General features: G+C 61.9%; 20 protein-coding genes. 14 read left to right on the forward strand and 6 right to left on the reverse strand.

Annotated features, from left to right (window positions below; genetic code table 11):
• Position 1: 1 nt before the first annotated feature.
• From IHQ72_RS20715 to IHQ72_RS20725, 3 genes are read left to right on the forward strand one after another with little or no spacing between them, the layout of a single operon-like run.
• Positions 2-460 carry a GNAT family N-acetyltransferase gene (locus IHQ72_RS20715; protein ID WP_258116902.1) on the forward strand — a complete coding sequence of 153 codons (459 nt, stop codon included), beginning with the start codon at positions 2-4 and terminating at the stop codon, positions 458-460.
• Positions 460-2,025 (forward strand): amidase, encoded by a 1,566-nt coding sequence (locus IHQ72_RS20720; protein WP_258116903.1) that lies wholly within the window; start codon positions 460-462, stop codon positions 2,023-2,025. The genes IHQ72_RS20715 and IHQ72_RS20720 overlap by 1 nt, the downstream gene beginning before the upstream one ends.
• 28 nt (positions 2,026-2,053) lie before the next feature.
• Positions 2,054-2,863: a YdcF family protein gene (locus tag IHQ72_RS20725; protein ID WP_258116905.1), complete on the forward strand. Its 810-nt coding sequence runs from the start codon at positions 2,054-2,056 to the stop codon at positions 2,861-2,863.
• Here the strand turns inward: IHQ72_RS20725 and IHQ72_RS20730 are convergent.
• Positions 2,800-3,555 (reverse strand): DUF599 domain-containing protein, encoded by a 756-nt coding sequence (locus tag IHQ72_RS20730; protein WP_258116906.1) that lies wholly within the window; start codon positions 3,553-3,555, stop codon positions 2,800-2,802. The genes IHQ72_RS20725 and IHQ72_RS20730 overlap by 64 nt on opposite strands.
• A gap of 161 nt (positions 3,556-3,716) precedes the next feature.
• Between IHQ72_RS20730 and IHQ72_RS20735 the strand changes: the two genes are divergently transcribed.
• From IHQ72_RS20735 to IHQ72_RS20750, 4 genes are all read left to right on the forward strand, one after another.
• Complete coding sequence (locus tag IHQ72_RS20735) at positions 3,717-5,120, forward strand: L-serine ammonia-lyase (protein WP_258116907.1); 1,404 nt, start codon at positions 3,717-3,719, stop codon at positions 5,118-5,120.
• A gap of 86 nt (positions 5,121-5,206) precedes the next feature.
• Positions 5,207-5,644, forward strand: a complete 438-nt coding sequence (locus IHQ72_RS20740) for a DUF1489 family protein (protein WP_254020132.1) — start codon at positions 5,207-5,209, stop codon at positions 5,642-5,644.
• A gap of 97 nt (positions 5,645-5,741) precedes the next feature.
• Entirely contained in the window at positions 5,742-6,473 is a 732-nt protein-coding gene (locus IHQ72_RS20745; RefSeq protein ID WP_258116915.1) for a vWA domain-containing protein, read from the forward strand.
• On the forward strand, positions 6,473-7,171 hold the full coding sequence (locus IHQ72_RS20750) for a DnaJ domain-containing protein (RefSeq protein WP_258116917.1): 699 nt from the start codon (positions 6,473-6,475) through the stop codon (positions 7,169-7,171). Before IHQ72_RS20745 ends, IHQ72_RS20750 begins: the two co-directional genes overlap by 1 nt.
• A 45-nt stretch (positions 7,172-7,216) precedes the next feature.
• Here IHQ72_RS20750 and IHQ72_RS20755 read toward each other — a convergent pair whose 3' ends face one another.
• A complete protein-coding gene (locus tag IHQ72_RS20755; RefSeq protein ID WP_258116919.1) occupies positions 7,217-8,632 on the reverse strand; it encodes a D-alanyl-D-alanine carboxypeptidase in 1,416 nt (471 codons plus the stop codon).
• Positions 8,633-8,950: 318 nt separating this feature from the next.
• Between IHQ72_RS20755 and IHQ72_RS20760 the strand changes: the two genes are divergently transcribed.
• From IHQ72_RS20760 to clpA, 3 genes are all read left to right on the forward strand, one after another.
• Entirely contained in the window at positions 8,951-9,280 is a 330-nt protein-coding gene (locus IHQ72_RS20760) for a phasin family protein (protein WP_123145836.1), read from the forward strand.
• A gap of 274 nt (positions 9,281-9,554) precedes the next feature.
• Positions 9,555-9,881 carry an ATP-dependent Clp protease adapter ClpS gene (gene clpS, locus IHQ72_RS20765; protein WP_165848388.1) on the forward strand — a complete coding sequence of 109 codons (327 nt, stop codon included), beginning with the start codon at positions 9,555-9,557 and terminating at the stop codon, positions 9,879-9,881.
• Positions 9,882-9,887: 6 nt separating this feature from the next.
• The gene (gene clpA, locus IHQ72_RS20770) at positions 9,888-12,356 is read left to right on the forward strand and encodes an ATP-dependent Clp protease ATP-binding subunit ClpA (protein WP_258116921.1); all 2,469 of its coding nucleotides are present in this window, start codon (positions 9,888-9,890) and stop codon (positions 12,354-12,356) included.
• Between the two features lie 85 nt (positions 12,357-12,441).
• Here the strand turns inward: clpA and IHQ72_RS20775 are convergent, their stop codons facing one another.
• From IHQ72_RS20775 to IHQ72_RS20790, 4 genes are all read right to left on the reverse strand, one after another.
• Positions 12,442-12,873: an HIT family protein gene (locus IHQ72_RS20775; RefSeq protein WP_258116922.1), complete on the reverse strand. Its 432-nt coding sequence runs from the start codon at positions 12,871-12,873 to the stop codon at positions 12,442-12,444.
• 130 nt (positions 12,874-13,003) lie between these two features.
• Entirely contained in the window at positions 13,004-14,221 is a 1,218-nt protein-coding gene (locus tag IHQ72_RS20780) for a GNAT family N-acetyltransferase (RefSeq protein ID WP_258116924.1), read from the reverse strand.
• A 42-nt stretch (positions 14,222-14,263) separates the two neighbouring features.
• Entirely contained in the window at positions 14,264-14,992 is a 729-nt protein-coding gene (locus IHQ72_RS20785) for a glycerophosphodiester phosphodiesterase (RefSeq protein WP_258116925.1), read from the reverse strand.
• Between the two features lie 7 nt (positions 14,993-14,999).
• Positions 15,000-15,464 carry a RidA family protein gene (locus tag IHQ72_RS20790; RefSeq protein WP_095492859.1) on the reverse strand — a complete coding sequence of 155 codons (465 nt, stop codon included), beginning with the start codon at positions 15,462-15,464 and terminating at the stop codon, positions 15,000-15,002.
• Between the two features lie 126 nt (positions 15,465-15,590).
• Here IHQ72_RS20790 and IHQ72_RS20795 point away from each other — a divergent pair, with 126 nt between their 5' ends.
• The 4 genes from IHQ72_RS20795 (at position 15,591) to IHQ72_RS20810 (ending at position 18,777) form a co-directional block, all read left to right on the forward strand.
• On the forward strand, positions 15,591-16,421 hold the full coding sequence (locus IHQ72_RS20795; RefSeq protein WP_258116926.1) for a cell envelope integrity EipB family protein: 831 nt from the start codon (positions 15,591-15,593) through the stop codon (positions 16,419-16,421).
• Between the two features lie 98 nt (positions 16,422-16,519).
• Positions 16,520-17,818 (forward strand): lysophospholipid acyltransferase family protein, encoded by a 1,299-nt coding sequence (locus tag IHQ72_RS20800; protein ID WP_258116927.1) that lies wholly within the window; start codon positions 16,520-16,522, stop codon positions 17,816-17,818.
• 72 nt (positions 17,819-17,890) lie between these two features.
• A complete protein-coding gene (locus IHQ72_RS20805) occupies positions 17,891-18,169 on the forward strand; it encodes a DUF4031 domain-containing protein (protein ID WP_095492862.1) in 279 nt (92 codons plus the stop codon).
• Positions 18,166-18,777, forward strand: a complete 612-nt coding sequence (locus IHQ72_RS20810; RefSeq protein ID WP_258116932.1) for a LysE family translocator — start codon at positions 18,166-18,168, stop codon at positions 18,775-18,777. Before IHQ72_RS20805 ends, IHQ72_RS20810 begins: the two co-directional genes overlap by 4 nt.
• The last annotated feature ends 10 nt before the right edge of the window (positions 18,778-18,787 follow it).

The raw sequence follows: 18,787 nt of genomic DNA on the forward strand, positions 1-18,787 counted from the left end.
GATGGCAATCGAGATCGCCATCGAGACGCCGCTGCAGGACGATGTGCGCGGGCTGGTTAAGGAGCTCAACGACACGCTGCTGGAACTGACGCCGCCGGAGCACTGCCATCACATGACCGTCGAACAGATGGCCGACAACGACACAACTGTCTTCGTCGCTCGCGACAACGGCCTTGCCATCGGTTGCGGCGCGCTGAAGCGCCACGATGGCACCGTCGGCGAGGTCAAGCGCATGTACACGCGGCCTTCGCATCGTGGACAGAAGATCGGCGCCAGAATCGTCGAGCGGATCGAAGCGCTGGCGCACGATGAAGGGCTGAAGCGTTTGGTGCTGGAAACCGGCGACCGCCATCCGGCAGCGTGGATCGTCTATGAACGCGCCGGATTTTCGCGCTGCAGCCCGGTGCTGGACTATCCCGATACCGAGTGGTCGGTGTTTTACGAAAAGAGCCTTGCCTGATGAGCGACCTGACCCACCTGACGATTTCGCAGGCCCGCGCCAAGCTGCGCGCCAAGGAAATCACCGCAACCGAGATCACCGAAGCCTATCTCCAGGCGATCGAGCGGGCCAATCCGGCGCTCAACGCCTATGTCGTCGTTACCGATGACAAGGCGCGCGACATGGCCAGGGCCTCGGACGCGAAGCTGGCGAAGGGCGAAGGCGGATCGCTCGAAGGCATACCGCTCGGGATCAAGGACCTGTTCGGCACCGAAGGCATCCACACCCAGGCCTGCAGCCATGTGCTGGACGGGTTCAAGCCGCACTACGAATCGACCGTCACCGCCAATCTGTGGGCCGACGGCGCCGTGATGCTCGGCAAGCTCAACATGGACGAGTTCGCCATGGGCTCGTCCAACGAGACCTCCCATTACGGCCCCGTCGTCAATCCGTGGCGGCGTTCGCGGCTCGACACGGTGGTGATGCCGACCACGCATCAGGGCGATGGCGGTTTCGTCTCGGCCGGCGGCACCCGGACCGCGCGCACGCTGGACAACGCCCAACTCGTGCCGGGCGGCTCGTCGGGTGGCTCGGCCTCCGCCGTTTCGGCGCTCCTGTGTGCCGGCGCCACCGCCACCGACACCGGCGGGTCGATCCGCCAGCCTGCCGCCTTCACCGGCACGGTCGGCATCAAGCCGACCTACGGCCGCTGCTCGCGCTGGGGTATTGTCGCCTTTGCTTCGTCGCTCGACCAGGCCGGACCGATCGCCCGCGACGTGCGTGACGCCGCGATCCTCTTGAAATCGATGGCCTCGGTCGATCCGAGGGACACCACCTCGGTCGACCGGCCCGTGCCGGATTACGAGGCGGCGATCGGCAAGCCGATCAAGGGCATGAAGGTCGGCATCCCCAGGGAATACCGCGTCGACGGCATGCCCGACGAGATCGAGGCGCTGTGGCAGAAAGGCATTGCCTGGCTGAAAGATGCCGGCGCCGAGATCGTCGAAATTTCGCTTCCGCATACCAAATATGCGCTGCCGGCCTATTACATCGTCGCGCCCGCCGAAGCCTCTTCGAACCTCGCCCGCTATGATGGCGTCCGCTATGGGTTGCGCGTGCCGGGCAAGGACATCGTCGACATGTACGAGAAGACCCGCGCCGCCGGCTTCGGCCGCGAGGTCAAGCGCCGCATCATGATCGGCACCTATGTCCTCTCCGCCGGCTACTACGATGCCTACTATCTGCAGGCGCAGAAGGTGCGGAATCTCATCAAGCGGGATTTCGAAAATGCATTCACAGCCGGCGTCGATGTCATCCTGACCCCGGCAACGCCGTCGGCGGCCTTCGGCATCGCCGACGAGGACATGGCCGCCGACCCGGTCAAGATGTACCTCAATGACATCTTTACGGTGACGGTGAACATGGCTGGACTGCCGGGTATCGCCGTGCCCGCAGGGCTAGACGCCAAGGGCCTGCCGCTCGGCCTGCAGCTCATCGGCCGGCCTTTCGACGAGGAAACTTTGTTTCAGACCGCCCATGTCATCGAACAGGCGGCGGGTACGTTCCAGCCCGAAAAGTGGTGGTAGTGTCGTCTCCCATCTGAAGGGGTGAGGGATGTTCTACTGTCTTTCCAAGGTATTTTGGCTCCTCGTCCAGCCGTTAAATCTGGCGATCATCCTGCTGTTGGTCGCGTTGCTTGCTGCCTTGGTCGGGCGCAGAAAGCTGTTTGCCACTGGCAGCGGGCTGGCCTTTCTCATCCTCGCCCTCTCGACCTGGACCTCGCTCGGCGCACTGATGCTCAACCCGCTGGAAGAGCGCTTTCCGCGCCCGCCGCTGCCGGAAAAGGTCGATGGCATCGTCGTGCTCGGAGGCGGCATGGAGGGCGCCGTCAATTTCGCGCGTGGCGGCTATGAACTGAGTGCCAGCGGCGATCGGATGGTCGCGGCGGCCGTGCTGGCACGGCATTTTCCGACAGCGAAAGTCGTCATCTCAGGGGGCACTATCGCAATGATCGGCGAAGGCGAGGGCGATGCAGAGACGGCGCCGCGTCTGTTCGCCGCGCTTGGTGTGACGGCCGATCGGCTGATCCTCGAGAACAAATCCCGCAACACCTACGAGAACGCCGTCTTCACCGGCGAACTGGTCACCCCGAAACCGGGCGAGACCTGGCTGCTGGTGACCTCGGCCTTCCACATGCCGCGCGCCAAGGCGCTGTTCGACAAGGCCGGCTTTGCCACCGTTCCTTGGCCGGTCGATTACCGCACCTCCGGCAAGGAAGGCATCGGCCTGTTCCGCGACGATCCCTTCGGTTCGCTGCAAACCGCCACCACGGCGGTCCGCGAATGGATCGGGCTCGTCGCCTACTGGCTGTCGGGCCGCATCGATCGGCTTTTCCCTGGACCGGGTGTTGGTTCGGGCCGCTGACCGATCACGGCTTGCCGCGCCGCCGAGAAGAACTGGCGACGCACCAGAACCCCCAGCAACAGCAGCGTCGACAGGACGAACACCGTTGGGTCGACGAACCAGCCGAGGTAGCCGATCGAGAAGAAGACGCCGCGCATGCCGGAATTGAAATGTTTTCCGGCCAGCATGTTCATGCGCGCCGCCCGCCATACCGCTGTTTCGCTGACCGGGTTGCGTGAAGCCTCGCCATGTGGGATCGGCACCGCGCCGATCAGGATCGAGCAATAGTTGAACAGCCGGTAGGCCCAGCCGAACTTGAAAAAGGAATAGGCAAGGAGCAGCACCAATCCGAACACCTTCATCTGAAAAGCGGTGCGGGACGATGTCGCGCCGAGCGGCAGGTTACTCAGCACCGAAATAACCTGATCGGAGGCGCCGAGCAGGGCAAAACAGCCGCCGATCGCAATCAGCGAACTGGAGGCGAAGAAGGCGGTTCCCTGTTGAAGACCTGCCATGATGGCGGTGTCGACAATGCGGATCTCGCGTTCGGCCATGGTCCGCATCCAGGCTTCACGCTGGGCGTTCATCGCCGTCGTCAGCGACATGCGGCTCACCAGCTTGCCGTCGGAGGCGAGCGTATGCAGCACCCATACCAAAAGGAAGAAGGCCAGCGCCACGAGGTCGGCCGTCGACAAATGAAAGGAATCGCCCATGCGACCCTTTTACCACAAGCGGTGGCGCCGCTTCGATGGCGGAACGCAACGATGTCGCTGCCGGAGCAAACAAAGTCGGCAGGTGCAGCGCCGCGATCTTCGAAAGAGCGGAAACATCACAGGAATTCCTATATGTAAATTCCAATAGGAGAGAGCGGCGCGTGTTCCTTTCGGTTTTCGACCTGTTCAAGATCGGCATTGGACCATCGAGTTCGCACACGATGGGGCCGATGACGGCTGCGCGGCGTTTTCTCGACGAGGTCGCGGGAGATGACTGGCCACGCCCGACCGGCGCCAAGGTCGACCGCGTCGCAGCCAGCCTGCACGGCTCGCTTGCGTATACCGGCATCGGCCATGGTTCCGACCGTGCCGTCGTGCTCGGGCTTGCCGGCCAGACGCCGCAGACGGTGGACCCCGATCAGGCGGACAGCATCGTCGACCGTATTGCCGCCGATAAGCGGATTTCGCCGCCCGGCCATCCCTCCTATCGCTTCGACCCGGCAACGGATCTGGTGCTGGACCGCAAGACACCGCTTTCCGGCCACGCCAACGGCATGGCCTTCTCCGCCTATGATGCCGACGATCGCCTGCTGCTCAAGCGCATCTATTATTCGATCGGCGGCGGCTTCGTGGTTTCCGAGGAAGAACTGCAGCGGATGAAGGTGAAGGGCTCGGTGACGACGGAAGGCAAGAAGGTTCCATATCCCTTCAAGAACGCCGTCGAGATGCTGTCGATGGCGGCGAAAAGCGGCCTTTCGATCGCCGACATGAAGCGCGTCAACGAAGAGACGCAGATGCCGCGCGAGGAACTCGACGCCGGCCTCGACGGCATCTGGAGCGCCATGAAGAGCTGCATCGAGCGTGGCCTGTCGCAGGACGGCATCATGCCGGGTGGGTTAAAGGTGCGCCGACGCGCGCGGCGATTGCATGACAAGCTGCAGGAGCAGTGGCAGCAGAACCGGCCCAATCCGCTGCTCGCCAACGACTGGCTGTCGATCTATGCCATGGCGGTGAACGAGGAGAACGCCGCCGGTGGGCGCGTCGTCACCGCGCCGACCAATGGTGCTGCAGGCACGCTGCCCGCGGTGCTGCGCTACTGGCTGCATTTCCATCCCGAGGCCGACCAGCCAAGCATCCGCGATTTCCTGCTGACGGCGGCGGCGATCGGCGGCATCATCAAGACCAACGCTTCGATCTCAGGCGCCGAGGTCGGCTGCCAGGGCGAAGTCGGTTCGGCCTCGGCGATGGCGGCAGCGGGGCTGTGCGCCGTCATGGGCGGCACGCCCGAGCAGGTCGAGAACGCCGCCGAGATCGCGCTTGAACATCATCTCGGCATGACCTGCGATCCGGTCGGTGGGCTGGTGCAGGTGCCTTGCATCGAGCGCAACGCGCTCGGCGCCGTCAAGGCGGTGACCGCTGCTTCGCTGGCTATCAAGGGCGACGGCGTTCATTTCGTGCCGCTCGATGCCGCAATCGAGACCATGCGCCAGACCGGCCTCGACATGAACGAGAAATACAAGGAAACCAGCCTCGGCGGACTGGCCGTCAATATCGTGGAATGCTGACCCGACCGGGCACTGCGAACACTGGCACTGTGGAGAAAGTCGACCCGACCGTTGACGCCTTCGCACGCCGGACTAAACCTTAATCCATGTCTCTCAATCTCATAAAGCTCTGTGTCGGCTGCGACAGCGTCGAGGACCTCGAAGAGTGGATCGCCTTCCGGCTCGACGAACGGCGGCGCGCCGGTGAACCGGTCGAGCACTACCACACCACCCGCATGATGCCGACGCGCGGCGCCGAGGTCACCGATGGCGGTTCCCTCTACTGGGTGATCAAGGGCAATGTGCAATGCCGCCAGTTGATCACGGAAATCCGTCCTTTCACCGATGACGAGGGCATCGGCCGCTGTCACCTGATGCTCGATCCCGCGGTCGTGCGCACCGAATGGCAGCCGCGCCGCGCCTTTCAAGGCTGGCGCTACCTGAAACCCTCGGACGCACCGGCCGATCTCGGCAAGGGCAAAGCCGGACTGGTCGAGATGCCGCCGAAACTCAGGCGCGAGCTTGCCGATCTCGGCCTTCTCTAGGAAGGGCCCCAAATTCAAAGCTGCCGTGATCGCTGGCCCTCCAGGTCGCGTCATGCTGGGCTTGCAAGCTGTGCGACAACGCCACATCTTGAATGTCATGAGCGACAAGAAGCAGCCCGTGCCCGCAAAGGCCAATCCTGCGCCGGTCGAACCCCAATCGAGCACCGGCGAGATCGACGCCTTTATCCGTCAGGCGAGGACGCTCGCTGCGTCCGCGACCGGTTCTGGCAGGCTGATTCTCTCGCTCGACGCGACGATGAGCCGCCAGCCGACCTGGGACCTTGCCTGTGCGCTGCAGGGGGAGATGTTCGACGCCGTCGGCAAGGCCGGGGCGCTGAAGGTTCAACTGGTTTATTTTCGAGGTCTTGGCGAGTGCCGCTCATCCGCATTCGTCACCGATACGAACGCGCTGAAGCAGCTGATGACGCGGATCGAATGCCGCAGCGGCCACACCCAGATCGGGAAGGTTCTCGCCCATGCGCTGAAACAGACGGCGGCGGCCAAGGTGAACGCGCTGGTCTATATCGGCGATGCGATGGAAGAAAACATAGACGATCTGGCCGAAAAGGCCGGCAGCCTCGGCCTGCACGGCGTTCCTGTCTTCGTCTTTCAGGAGGGCCATGATGCCGGCGCAGAAAAGGCATTTAAGGAAATTGCACGGCTTTCCAAAGGTGCTTGGTTCCGATTTGATCGGCGGGCCGCCGCAACCTTAGCCAGCCTGCTTTCGGCGGTCGCCGTGTTTGCAACCGGCGGGCTGAAGGCACTGGAGGCGAGGGGCAGGCCGGAAGACCGGCTGATGATCGAGCATCTGCGGGGTGGCAGGAAATAATGGGCGCGATTATCGCATTCGTGGCGTTGCTTTTGGTGCTGCTCGGCGTGGCCACGGTCTTTCTCCGCGCGGACCCCGCGAGACTTGCAAGCGGGATGAGGACACTTGGGCCCGTCCTGCTGGCGCTGATCGGCGTCGCCGTGCTTCTGGTCGGACGCGAAGGCATCGGCGGCTTGATCCTGTCGACGGCGCTCGCCTGGTATGGCTCGATGCGGATGAAGCGGCCGACGGCGAAACTGGAGCCGGGCAAGCATTCGACGGTGCGCACCGCGGCACTCGAAATGGAGCTTGATCGCGATACCGGCAGTCTTGAGGGGCTCGTGCTCGCCGGCCGCCATGAAGGCAAGATGCTTGGCACGATGAGCCTCGCGGAATTGCAGCAGCTTTATCGCGAACTCCCCGGCGACCCGGAGAGCCGCCAGTTGCTAGAGACGTATCTTGACGGCAGATTTCCCATCTGGCGCAAAGACGCTGAGGCGAATGGTGGCGACGGGCTGGGTGTTTCGCCAGGTTCGGGCGCCATGACTAAGGAGGAGGCCTACAAGATCCTTGGTCTTGAAGCGGGGGCCGCCGCGGCGGATGTCCGCAAGGCGCACCGCCGCCTGATGCAGCGCCTGCACCCCGATATCGGCGGCACTTCTTTTCTGGCGGCGCGGATCAATGAAGCCAAGGACGTCTTGCTCTCCGATCACAACTAGTCTCCTTCGACGCAGAATTTTTCCGGGAGATGTTTTCGACGCCGTCTATTGCTGGACGGCGTAGCACTCGATTTTCTTTTTCTTCAGAGCGTTGCAGGCTTTCCAGGCAGCAGTCTTCGAACCAAAGCCGAACCGGGCGCGGTAGTAGGTGACGCCGTCCTTTTCGAAGGCGACGGTGAAACCTGTGGCATCGGCGAGGATCGAAGGCGCCTGCTTGCTCGTCTCGTCCAGGAGAGCCTGGGCTTCGGATTGTTTTGGCGAAGAGGCGACCTGGACTGCCCAACCGGACGGCACCGATGCCGTGTTGACGGGATCGACCGCCGCTGGTTCGGCGTAGGCTGCTGCGACCCGTGCCGTCGCCACATCGTCCGTCGTGGCCGCGGCCACAGTATTGACCTTCTCGGTCTGAGAGACGGGCCTGGTCTGGACGACGGGGGTGGTTTCTTCAACGGCGGGTTCGGGTTCCTCAACTAGCGAGGCAATGGCATCATCGTCCGGGGCATCGTCGTCCGGCCTGCTGTCCGGCGTCGGCGCGTCGCGCTTGGGCAGGAACACTTTTGCCAGAGCGGTGATCGGGTTGCCGCCGCTGGCCTTGGCGATCAGCATGCCGCTGCCGCGCGAGGATGCCTTCGGCATGTAGGTGTTGATCAATGCGGCCATCTGGTTGTCGCGGCTGCCGCCGGATTTCCCGCCTATGATCACTGCGACGATGCGGCGATCGCCGTCGTCGACCGAGGAAACGAGATTGTAGCCGGAGGCGCGGGTGTAACCGGTCTTGATGCCGTCGACGCCCTTGATGCGCCCAAGCAGGCGGTTATGGCCGTTGATGCGCTTGCGGCCGTAGAGAAAGGAACGCTGCGAGAAATAGCCGTAATACTGGGGAAAATGCTCCCGCAGCGCGATGCCGAGCACCGCCATGTCGCGCGCGGTCGTGAATTGACCGGGATTTGGCAAGCCGTGGGCGTTGCGGAAAACGGTCCCCTTCATGCCCAGCGCCCGTGCCTTGGCTGTCATCATGTGGGCGAAATTGGCTTCATTGCCGCCAAGAAGCTCGCCGAGCGCCGTTGCCGAGTCGTTTGCCGACTTGGTCACCATCGACAGGATCGCGGTCTCGACCGTGATCGCGCCGCCCCGTCTGACGCCGAGTTTCGTCGGCGGTTCAGCAGCAGCATTGGCCGAGAAGACGACCCGGGAGTTCTTGCTGATCTTGCCGTTCGCCATGGCCTCGAAGGCCAGGTAAAGCGTCATCATCTTGGTGAGCGAGGCCGGATAGCGCCGACCATCGGCATTCGAAGAGTAAAGCACCTTGCCGGTCTTGGCATCGATGACGATGGCCGCCGACCTCGCTGCCATGGACGAAGCAGCGTCGGCAACGACGAACGTCATCGCCAAAGCGAGGATCATGATCGTTTTCAAAGAGGACGCGGATTTGGAGAGAATGCCCGACAACGCCTGACGCACCGATGGTTCCTTTGAATTTTTTGTTGCTGGAGGCGGCAAAGGTCCTGCCTCACTTCAAGCCAAGCTATCGCGGCCAGCGTTACCAATCCGTTTATGGTAACCACCGTGTTCACCATTTTCTTCGGGCTTGAGCTTCTCTTTATTCGAATTTTAGCCATTGCCGATGGCTGGGCCTGTATGCCGCGCCGGGTCGGTTGGAACCGCGCTCGGCGAAACATTGACTTTTTGTGCAGTGCACAATATATAACTTGCATTGCACAACGCGGCCCCGGACAGGGCGCGTCCACCGTTCAACGGCAACTGTCAAGGGAGCGTGAAATGACCCAGACCTATGAAGATTTCAGCAAATACGGCAAGGAGTTTGCCGACACCGGCTTGAAGAGCTTCGCATCCCTTTCCAAGGGTGCGCAGGCCATCGCCACCGAGGCGGGCGAGTACACCAAGAAAAGCTTCGAGGCCGGCAGCGCAGCAGCCGAGAAACTTTTGTCGGCCAAGTCGCTGGAGAAGGCGATCGAGATCCAGTCCGATTTTGCCAAGCAGTCGTACGAAGCCTTCGTCACCGAAGCCACCAAGATCGGCGATCTCTATGCCGAACTCGCCAAAGAAGCCTACAAGCCGTTCGAATCAATGGTCGCAAAAGCGAAATAGTCTCGCTATAATGTGAACATGGCCCTCGGGCCTGCAAGACAGACCCGGTCGCGAACGCGCGGCCGGGTTTTTTCATGGCAATTTGAAATCAGAGGGCTCTGCTGCCTTCACGATTTCGAAAAATCGGTCAAGTTTGGCCACCTAGCCATATTGTCAGCTAAACAGAAGGGCTTAAAATCGTCCATCGAAGACCTACATGTCGAACTCATATGGGGATTCGAAAAGGCAGGGCTACGTGACGATTGGTTTGACTGCCACGAGAGATGTAGAGCGGATGCAAAACGGCAGCGACGGCAACGAGGCCGGTCGCGGCACGGCCGTCATCACGCGCACCAAGACCAAGATCAAGAAGCCTAGCCTTTATCGGGTCCTCATTCTCAACGACGACTATACGCCCATGGAATTCGTGGTTCACGTGCTGGAGCGTTTTTTCCAGAAGGACCGTGAAGCCGCCACACGCATCATGCTCCATGTTCACAATCATGGAGTGGGCGAGTGCGGGGTCTATACATTCGAGGTGGCCGAGACCAAAGTGTCTCAGGTCATGGATTTCGCCCGACAGAATCAGCATCCGCTGCAATGCGTGATGGAGAAGAAGTGAGGTAACATGCCGGCTTTCTCCCAAGGCCTGGAAAAGGCGCTTCACCAGGCGCTGACGCTCGCCAATGAGCGGCACCACGAATACGCAACCCTTGAACATTTGCTGCTCGCCCTTATCGACGACACCGAGGCGGCCGCGGTCATGCGCGCCTGCAACGTCGATCTCGACGAGTTGAAGCATACGGTTCTCACCTATATCGACACCGAGCTCGACAATCTCGTTACCGGCTACGACGAGGATTCCAAGCCGACGGCCGGTTTCCAGCGCGTCATCCAGCGCGCGGTGATCCATGTGCAGTCGTCCGGCCGCGAGGAAGTCTCCGGCGCCAATGTGCTCGTTGCCATCTTCGCCGAGCGCGAGAGCCATGCCGCCTATTTCCTGCAGGAACAGCAGATGACCCGCTACGACGCGGTCAACTACATCTCGCATGGCATCGCCAAGCGTCCCGGCGCATCCGAGACGCGGTCGCCGCGCGGCGCCGACGACGAGCAGGGCGGCCAGAGCGGAGCCGAGCCGCAAGAGGACGGCGGCAAGAAAAAGCAGCAGCAGGACGCGTTGACCGCCTATTGCGTCAATCTGAACAACAAGGCAAAGGCCGGCAAGATCGATCCGCTGATCGGCCGCGAGTCCGAGATCAACCGCACCATCCAGGTGCTGTGCCGCCGCTCCAAGAACAATCCGCTCTATGTCGGCGACCCCGGCGTCGGCAAGACGGCGATCGCCGAAGGCCTTGCGAAGCGCATCGTCGAGGGCGACGTGCCGGAAGTGCTGCACAACGCCACGATCTTCGCGCTCGACATGGGAACATTGCTGGCCGGCACCCGCTATCGCGGCGATTTCGAGGAGCGGCTGAAGCAGGTCGTCAAGGAACTCGAGGATTATCCGGGCGCGGTTCTGTTCATCGACGAGATCCACACCGTGATCGGGGCAGGGGCGACGTCGGGCGGCGCCATGGATGCGTCGAACCTGTTGAAGCCGGCGCTGTCGTCCGGAACGATCCGCTGCATCGGCTCGACCACCTACAAGGAGTTCCGCCAGTTCTTCGAGAAGGACCGCGCTTTGGTGCGGCGCTTCCAGAAGATCGACGTCAACGAGCCGACCATCGAAGACGCCATCGAGATCATGAAGGGTCTGAAGCCGTATTTCGAGGAGTTCCACAAGGTCCGCTACACGGCTGAGGCGATCAAGGCTTCGGTCGAACTGTCGGCGCGCTACATCAATGACCGCAAGCTGCCGGACAAGGCGATCGACGTGATCGACGAGACCGGCGCCTCGCAGATGCTGGTGCCGGAGGCCAAGCGCAAGAAGACCATCGGCATCAAGGAGATCGAAGCGACGATCGCCACCATCGCCCGCATTCCGCCGAAGACGGTTTCCGCCGACGACGAGAAGGTGCTGGCCGGTCTCGACGTCGAGCTGAAGCGCGTCGTCTACGGTCAGGACACTGCGATCACGGCGTTGACCTCGGCGATCAAGCTGGCGCGGGCCGGCCTGCGCGAACCGGAGAAGCCGATTGGCTCCTATCTGTTCTCGGGACCGACAGGCGTCGGCAAGACCGAAGTGGCAAAGCAACTCGCCGCATCGCTCGGTGTCGAGCTGATCCGCTTCGACATGTCCGAATATATGGAGCGCCACACCGTCTCGCGGCTGATCGGCGCGCCTCCCGGCTATGTCGGCTTCGACCAGGGCGGCCTGTTGACCGACGGCGTCGACCAGCATCCGCATTGCGTGCTGTTGCTGGACGAGGTCGAGAAGGCGCATCCGGATCTGTTCAACATCCTGTTGCAGGTCATGGACCATGGCAAACTGACCGACCACAACGGCAAGCAGATCGACTTCCGCAATGTCATCCTGATCATGACCACCAATGCGGGTGCCTCGGATGCGCAGCGCGCGGCGATCGGTTTCGGCTCGACCAAGCGCGAAGGCGACGATGTCGAGGCGATCAATCGGCTGTTCACGCCGGAGTTCCGCAACCGTCTCGATGCGATCATCCCGTTCGGCTCGCTGCCGATTCCGGTCATCCACCAGGTGGTGCAGAAGTTTGTCATGCAGCTCGAGGCCCAGCTCTCCGAGCGTGGCGTCACCTTCGACCTGTCGCAGGAGGCGATCGCCTGGCTGGCCGAGAAGGGCTATGACGAGCGCATGGGAGCACGGCCGCTCGGCCGTGTCATCCAGGAGCACATCAAGAAGCCGCTGGCCGACGAGGTGCTGTTCGGCAAGCTCAAGAAGGGCGGCACGGTGCGCGTCACCGTCGAGAAGAAGGAGACCGGCGAGACCGGCCTGAAGCTCGAGTCGCTCGCCGACGAGGCGCCGGTCAAGCCGAAGAAGGAAGAACCGGACGACACGCCGAAACCCAAGAAAGCTGCCATCAAGAAGCCCGTCGCGAAAAAGGTGATCGCGCAGAAGGCAGAGCCCAAGGGCAAGGATGGCGGCAAGCGCAGCCTGGTGCCGCAACTGCCCCGCAAGGGGTGATGACCTGAAAGCTAAAAAAGCCCCGGCAACGGGGCTTTTTTATTGGATAAAGAGTGGCCGAAGGCGTGGTGCGCGACGCCCGGCTTCAGCTTCCCAGCGCCGTTCGTATCTTGTCAGCGTTCTCAGTCAACACTTCTGGCTTCTCCATCTGGCCGCTATGCGGCTTCAAGGGAATGCCCTCGAAGCGTGGAATGATGTGAACATGGAGGTGAAAGACGGTCTGGCCCGAAGCAGGCTCGTTGAACTGCATGACTGTGACACCATCGGCATCGAAGGCCTTTTTTACTGCCCGCGCAACTTTCTGGACATTTGCGAAGAGCGGGCCGAACACTGCCGGATCGGCATCGAGCAGGTTGCGCGACGGCGCCTTCGGCACAACCAGCGTATGACCCGGCCCTTGCGGCATCACATCCATGAACGCGACGACTGCGTCATCTTCATAGACGCGATGCGACGGGATTTCACCGCGTAGGATTTTCGCGAAGATATTGCTGCTGTCGTAGGTGGTTTCGGCCATGGCGTGCGCTCCGGATTGTGCCTTGCTCTACCGCATCGACCCGAAAATCGGAATCGATTTTCGGAAAGTACGCTGCGGAGATTCAAAGTGTTAGAGCGTACTTTGTGCGTCCAATTGGACGCACGTCGCCCTAATCGTCCGCCATATCCTTGCGGAACGGCGTGTGCTCTTCAAGATAGTCGCCCATCCGCTCCACTTCGCGCCGCTCGCGCCTGAGATAGTCGGCGACCGCGTTGCGCAAGCCCGGATGCGCGATGTAATGCGCCGAATGCATGGTCACCGGCCTATAGCCGCGCGCCAGCTTGTGCTCGCCTTGCGCGCCCGCTTCGACCACTTTCAGCTTACGGTCGATCGCGAAGTCGATCGCCTGGTGATAGCAGACCTCGAAATGCAGGAACGGATGGTCTTCGATGCAGCCCCAGTTGCGGCCGTAGAGCGCATCGGAACCGATGAAATTGATAGCGCCGGCAATGTAGCGTCCATTGCGCTTGGCCATCACCAGCAGGATGTCGTCGGCCATGCGCTCGCCGATCATCGAGAAAAACTCGCGGCTGAGATAGGGTCGCCCCCATTTTCTGCTGCCGGTATCCATGTAGAAGGCAAAGAAGTCGTCCCAGATCCTTTCGGTGAGATCCCTGCCGGTCAGCCAGTCGATCGAGATTCCGTGAGCGAGCGCCTCGCGCCGCTCCTTCTTCATTGCCTTGCGCTTGCGCGATGCCAGAGTGGCGAGAAAATCGTCGTAGGTCGAATAACCTTCATTGAAGAAGTGGAACTGCTGGTCGGTGCGGTGCAGGAAGCCCGCCGCTTCCAGCGCCCCGACATCCTTCTGCTGCGCGAAGGTTACGTGCGCGGAAGAAACGCCGAGCTTGTCCGTCACCGCCTTCAGGCCTGCTGCCAAGCCGGCTTTCACGGCGCGACTGTCCTCGCCCTTGTTGACCAGCAGGCGAGGACCGGTGACCGGCGTGAACGGCACGGCGCATTGCAGTTTTGGGTAGTAACGCCCGCCGGCGCGCTCGAACGCGTCCGACCAGCCGTGATCGAAAACATACTCGCCCTGGCTATGCGATTTCAGGTAGCAGGGAACCGCACCGAGCAGCTTTCCCTGCGGTGTCTCCAGCCTGAGATGATGGCCCTGCCAGCCGGTGCGCCGCACGGCGCAGCCCGAATCCTCAAGCGCGCTCAGAAAAGCGAATGAAACGAGGGGGTTGTAGCCGTTTTCTGTATCGCCGCGTGCGGTACCGCCGAGGCCATCCCATTCCGCGCAGGTGAAGGCTCCGATGCCGGAGGCAACCCGGATCGCATACGCTCCATTCGCCGTTTGCCCGTCGCCTTCATCGCCTTGATCCATGAGGCTTATTTAAGCTCCGTGCCGGTCCATGCAAGCTCGGTTTCAAGCGACCTGTACAAGATCGGGTTCGAATCCTTCGAATGTCATTTGGTCGGCGTATCTAAAGGTCAAGTCGACCGCCGGTTGGTCGAGCACGGTCCAGGTGATGACCGGCATTTTGAGCCTTTCGCGCACGAAACTGACAAACGGGTTCGGCAGGTCGCCGGCGGCGTAGGAGGCGAAGGCGATGTCGTGCGCTAGCATGGCGAAATGCGCCTCGATCAGCTTGACGTCGTTGCCATAAGCGGTCAGCCCGCCCGGAATGCCGGGCGCGTGTTTCGGGAAATCGCGGATCAGCCAGTGGTCGAACGACATGATCGCCGCCTTGCCCTTGTAGTGCTTGAGCATCTTGCCGACGCTTTCCACCAAGCCTTCGTCCCGGCCGGGGACCCCTTTCAGCTCGACGACCATCGGCACACGACCATCGACCAGGTCGAGTGCCTGCTGCAGAGTCGGCAGATGGTCTGATGTGCCGCCAACCCTGAGCGCCGTCATCTCCGCTGCCGTTCGCTGCCAGACAAAGCCGTCCTGGCCGGTCAGCCGCTTCAGATCGCTGTCGTGAATGACGACCGGGATGCGGTCAGACGACAGATGCACATCGCATTCGATCGCATAGCCGCGTTCGGCTGCCGCGGCAAAGGCGGAAAGCGTGTTCTCCCAGCGCGTCTTGTTCATGTCGTGGAGGCCGCGATGGGCAACGGGTCGGGCGGTCAGCCAGGAAAGATCGGTCATGACAGGCTCATTCGACTTCGAAGATGGCTTCGATTTCCACTGCGGCATTAAGCGGCAGGGAGGCGGCGCCGACGGCGGAGCGGGCATGTTTGCCGTGATCGCCGAGCACTGCAACCAGAAAATCCGAGGCGCCGTTGGCAACCAGGTGCTGTTCGACAAAATCCGGCGCCGAGGCGACGAAGACGGTGATCTTCACCAGGCGGCGGATTTTCTCGAGATCGCCAAGGGCTGCCTTGGCCTGCGCCAATATGTTGATCGCGCAGTATTTTGCCGCTTCCTTGCCGCTTGCGGTGTCGACATCGCGGCCGAGCAGCCCGCTCGCCTGCAGCTTGCCCTCGCTGAGCGGCAGCTGCCCGGCGGTGAACAGCAGATTGCCTGACCTGGAATAGGGCACGTAGTTGGCGGCGGGCGCGGCGGCGACCGGAAGCGTCACGCCGAGATCGCTTAGCCGCTTTTCGATTGTTTCACTCATGGTATTTCCCTATTGCTTGATGACGCCGCGCGGGCCGGGCCGAAATTGCTATTTTTGCCTCGCTTCCGCCACGACTTTTTTTAAGCTGGACCCTCTTTCCCTGCGGCCTGCCGATCGGAGCCCCTCATGCGCGCAACACGCCTCGCATTCCACGCCGTCCTGCTGCCAGCGGTGTTCTCGATGGCGCCGGCTTTTGCCGTACCGGCGCTGCAGGCGCATCGCGCGGTTTATGATCTGAGCCTGGACAAAGCCTCCGATCGCTCCGGCATCACCGGCATTTCCGGCCGCATGGTCTATGAGTTCAACGGTTCGCCTTGCGAAGGCTACACGGTGAAGTTCCGCTTCGTCACCCAGATTGCCACCAACGACAATGCAACAAAGCTGACCGACCAGCAGACGACCACTTTCGAGGACGCCGAAGGCAAGACGTTCTCGTTCGTGACAAAATCCTTCGTCGACCAGAGCCTCGACAAGGAGGTGAAGGGCACCGCGACGAAGGAGACGAAGGGCCTCAAGGTCGACATCGACAAGCCGGAGAAGAGCAGCCTCGAACTCGCCGCCACCCAGTTTCCGACCCAGCATTTGGCCGAACTGATCGACAAGGCCGAAAAGGGCGAAAATTTCTACGAAACCAACCTGTTCGACGGCTCGGAAGATGCCGACAAGGTGATGACCACCACCGTTGTCGTCGGCAAGAAAGCCGATGCCGACAAGGCTGATCCGGAAGCGCCGGCACTGGCGAAACTCGCCACCGACAAATACTGGCCGGTCGACATCGCCTATTTCGACGGCACCGACAAGTCAGGCGAGGAGGTGCCGGAGTACCGGATCAGCTTCAAGCTGCATGACAACGGCATCACGCGCGACCTCGTCATGGACTATGGCGAGTTCTCGATGACCGGCAAGCTGGTCAATCTGTCGTTGTTCGATCAGTCGAAAGCCTGTCCGCCGAAATAGGCTTCAGGTTAACCACGCCCGCAAGGCGGCGGCGAATGACTTGAACACGCCGCAATTGCATCTCAACTTCTACGCCGATGGGTCGATCGGGGGGTGGGTTGAGCAGAATCGATGTGTTCGTGGCGCCGAGGCCCAATCCGGCGCTGATTAGGATCATGACTGTAGTCAACCGGGTTGTCATGCTGCATGGCATTCCCGGGGTTCGCGACCTGTTGCCGTTCAGCCGCCTGGCCGGATTGCGCGGCGTCGCCAATGTCCGTCATATCGACTTTCCCGACGACGACCGGCAGCGGCTGAAGGCCTGTTGCGGCGCCGGCAAGGCGACGTTCATCACGCCCAACCATCCGGAATTCTTTACCGACTGGATGATCGACAAGGAGATCGTCTCACAGGTCAGTCCGCTCGCGGCATCCTGGGCCACGCATGGCGTCGTCAACGGCCTCGGCCGGATCATGCAGAAATTCTGGCTGGCCAACAATCTGATCGCCCAGATTCCCGGCAACAGTGGGGCTGCCAAGGAACACTCGATCGCCTGGGCGCTGAAGGGGCATGGTGTTCTCTTGCATCCCGAAGGCGGCGTCGGCTGGCATGCCAATGTCGTCGGTCCGCTTCTTCCGGGGGCGGTCGAGATGGGGTTCGAAGCGCTCAAGCGCGGTTGCGCCACGGATCAGGATTCTAGGGTTTGGATTGCGCCGGTTGTCTGGAAGCTCGCCTTCACCAAAAATGCCGAGCCGGCGCTGGCGCAGGAATGCGCGTATGTCGAGAAGAGTCTGAAGATCGAACGCCGTGCCGCCGATACGCTGCCGGAGCGCGTCCACCATATCTATGCGACGCTGCTGTCGCGCGATGAGATTGCCTGTGGCATGGCGCCCGACGAACGGGCTTCGTATGCAGCGCGTCAGACGCAACTGCTGCTCGAATTGAGCCGGCGCCTGGGGGAGGGCATTTCGTTCGATCCCGGCGCCAACGAGATCGCCGAGCTTTTGCGCCGGTCGCGCCGCTGGCTGCGGGAAAACACCGGCGACGCCGAACGACAAAAACAGGTCCGCACGCTGGCGGACACGATCCAGCGTCTCCAACGTCTCGGACCGTGGGCCTCAGCCAACTCGCGCATCACGCAAGAGGAGATCGCCGAACATCTGAAGCGCATCCGCAACGACTATTGCAAGGGCACGCTGCGCGACACGATCAACCGCTTCGTGCCGCAGCCGGCCGGGCCGCGCTGCGCGCATATCCGTGTGCCGGAACCGTTGGGATTGCACGCCTATCCGGGCTCGATCGACAATGCGCTCGCCGAACTGCACAGCCGTATGCAGACGGCTGTCACCACGACAGTAGCCGAACTCGAAGCCGCCGGCGGCTTCATTTTCTATCCGAATCCCTTCTATCATCGCTAACGTTTGGATCTTGGCCCCAGGTGAACTGCGGCTCCGCTGGTCGGCGCAAGATGAAGGAGTGCGGCAAGCCTCATGGCGGTTTATGTCGACGCGGCGATCTGGAAATGGGTCGGCCACCGCTGGTGTCACCTGCTGGCCGACGACACCGATGAGCTGCATCGTTTTGCAGCACAGCTCGGCATCAAGCGCTCGTCCTATCAGGGACCGCCGAAGACATCGGCGCCGCATTATGACATAACCGGCTTCGAGCGCGACCGCGCGGTGCGGCTAGGCGCCATCGAATGTAGCCGCGAAGAGATCGTTGCTGTTTTCCGGCGTGTCCGGGTGCCGAAGGGGAAGATACGACCATGACGTTGACGGCATTTCTGGCTTACTGCGCTGCGATCACATTCGCCGCCGCCACGCCTGGCCCGGCGGTATTCACGGTCATTGCCAACGGCGTCTCGCGCGGGTTCGTTCGCGCGTTCCTGGCTGGCCTCGGTATCGCCGCTGGCGACGCGGTGCTGGTGACTTTGGCGCTGCTCGGTCTCGTGGCACTGGCACAGACCTTCGAATGGGTTTTTCTCATCCTGAAATATGCGGGTGCTGCCTATCTGATGTTTCTTGGCATCAGGATGTGGCGATCGGCTTCCGCGCGATCGAATGGACTGGAGGTAACGCAGGCAAGACTGTCTCGATCGTTTTACCTCGGCATCTCCATCGCATTGGGCAACCCCAAGGCGATCCTGTTCCACGCCTCCATCATGCCGTTGATCCTCGATCTCAACGCAATGACCTTCGCTGAGGGGCTGCTCGTGGTTGCGGTCGTGATCGGCGTCAACATTATCACTATGGGCGTCTATGCGGTGCTTGCCGGGCAGGCTTCGAGCTGGTTCAAGACGCCAAGACGGATGCGCTTGATGAACAGGTTTGCCGGCGGCGCCATGATCGGCACCGGTGCGCTGATCGCCGCACGCTGAGCCGCAAGAC

Source organism: Mesorhizobium onobrychidis (assembly GCF_024707545.1).
In the GTDB taxonomy this organism is placed as follows: domain Bacteria; phylum Pseudomonadota; class Alphaproteobacteria; order Rhizobiales; family Rhizobiaceae; genus Mesorhizobium; species Mesorhizobium onobrychidis.

Coding starts and splice junctions, on each gene's coding strand:
- IHQ72_RS20740 (WP_254020132.1), top strand. CDS start 5,207: ATGTCTCTCAATCTCATAAAGCTCTGTGTCGGCTGCGACAGCGTCGAG.
- IHQ72_RS20780 (WP_258116924.1), bottom strand. CDS start 14,221: ATGGATCAAGGCGATGAAGGCGACGGGCAAACGGCGAATGGAGCGTAT.
- IHQ72_RS20720 (WP_258116903.1), top strand. CDS start 460: ATGAGCGACCTGACCCACCTGACGATTTCGCAGGCCCGCGCCAAGCTG.
- clpA (WP_258116921.1), top strand. CDS start 9,888: ATGCCGGCTTTCTCCCAAGGCCTGGAAAAGGCGCTTCACCAGGCGCTG.
- clpS (WP_165848388.1), top strand. CDS start 9,555: ATGCAAAACGGCAGCGACGGCAACGAGGCCGGTCGCGGCACGGCCGTC.
- IHQ72_RS20795 (WP_258116926.1), top strand. CDS start 15,591: ATGCGCGCAACACGCCTCGCATTCCACGCCGTCCTGCTGCCAGCGGTG.
- IHQ72_RS20775 (WP_258116922.1), bottom strand. CDS start 12,873: ATGGCCGAAACCACCTACGACAGCAGCAATATCTTCGCGAAAATCCTA.
- IHQ72_RS20760 (WP_123145836.1), top strand. CDS start 8,951: ATGACCCAGACCTATGAAGATTTCAGCAAATACGGCAAGGAGTTTGCC.
- IHQ72_RS20805 (WP_095492862.1), top strand. CDS start 17,891: ATGGCGGTTTATGTCGACGCGGCGATCTGGAAATGGGTCGGCCACCGC.
- IHQ72_RS20730 (WP_258116906.1), bottom strand. CDS start 3,555: ATGGGCGATTCCTTTCATTTGTCGACGGCCGACCTCGTGGCGCTGGCC.
- IHQ72_RS20810 (WP_258116932.1), top strand. CDS start 18,166: ATGACGTTGACGGCATTTCTGGCTTACTGCGCTGCGATCACATTCGCC.
- IHQ72_RS20785 (WP_258116925.1), bottom strand. CDS start 14,992: ATGACCGATCTTTCCTGGCTGACCGCCCGACCCGTTGCCCATCGCGGC.
- IHQ72_RS20745 (WP_258116915.1), top strand. CDS start 5,742: ATGAGCGACAAGAAGCAGCCCGTGCCCGCAAAGGCCAATCCTGCGCCG.
- IHQ72_RS20790 (WP_095492859.1), bottom strand. CDS start 15,464: ATGAGTGAAACAATCGAAAAGCGGCTAAGCGATCTCGGCGTGACGCTT.
- IHQ72_RS20725 (WP_258116905.1), top strand. CDS start 2,054: ATGTTCTACTGTCTTTCCAAGGTATTTTGGCTCCTCGTCCAGCCGTTA.
- IHQ72_RS20715 (WP_258116902.1), top strand. CDS start 2: ATGGCAATCGAGATCGCCATCGAGACGCCGCTGCAGGACGATGTGCGC.
- IHQ72_RS20750 (WP_258116917.1), top strand. CDS start 6,473: ATGGGCGCGATTATCGCATTCGTGGCGTTGCTTTTGGTGCTGCTCGGC.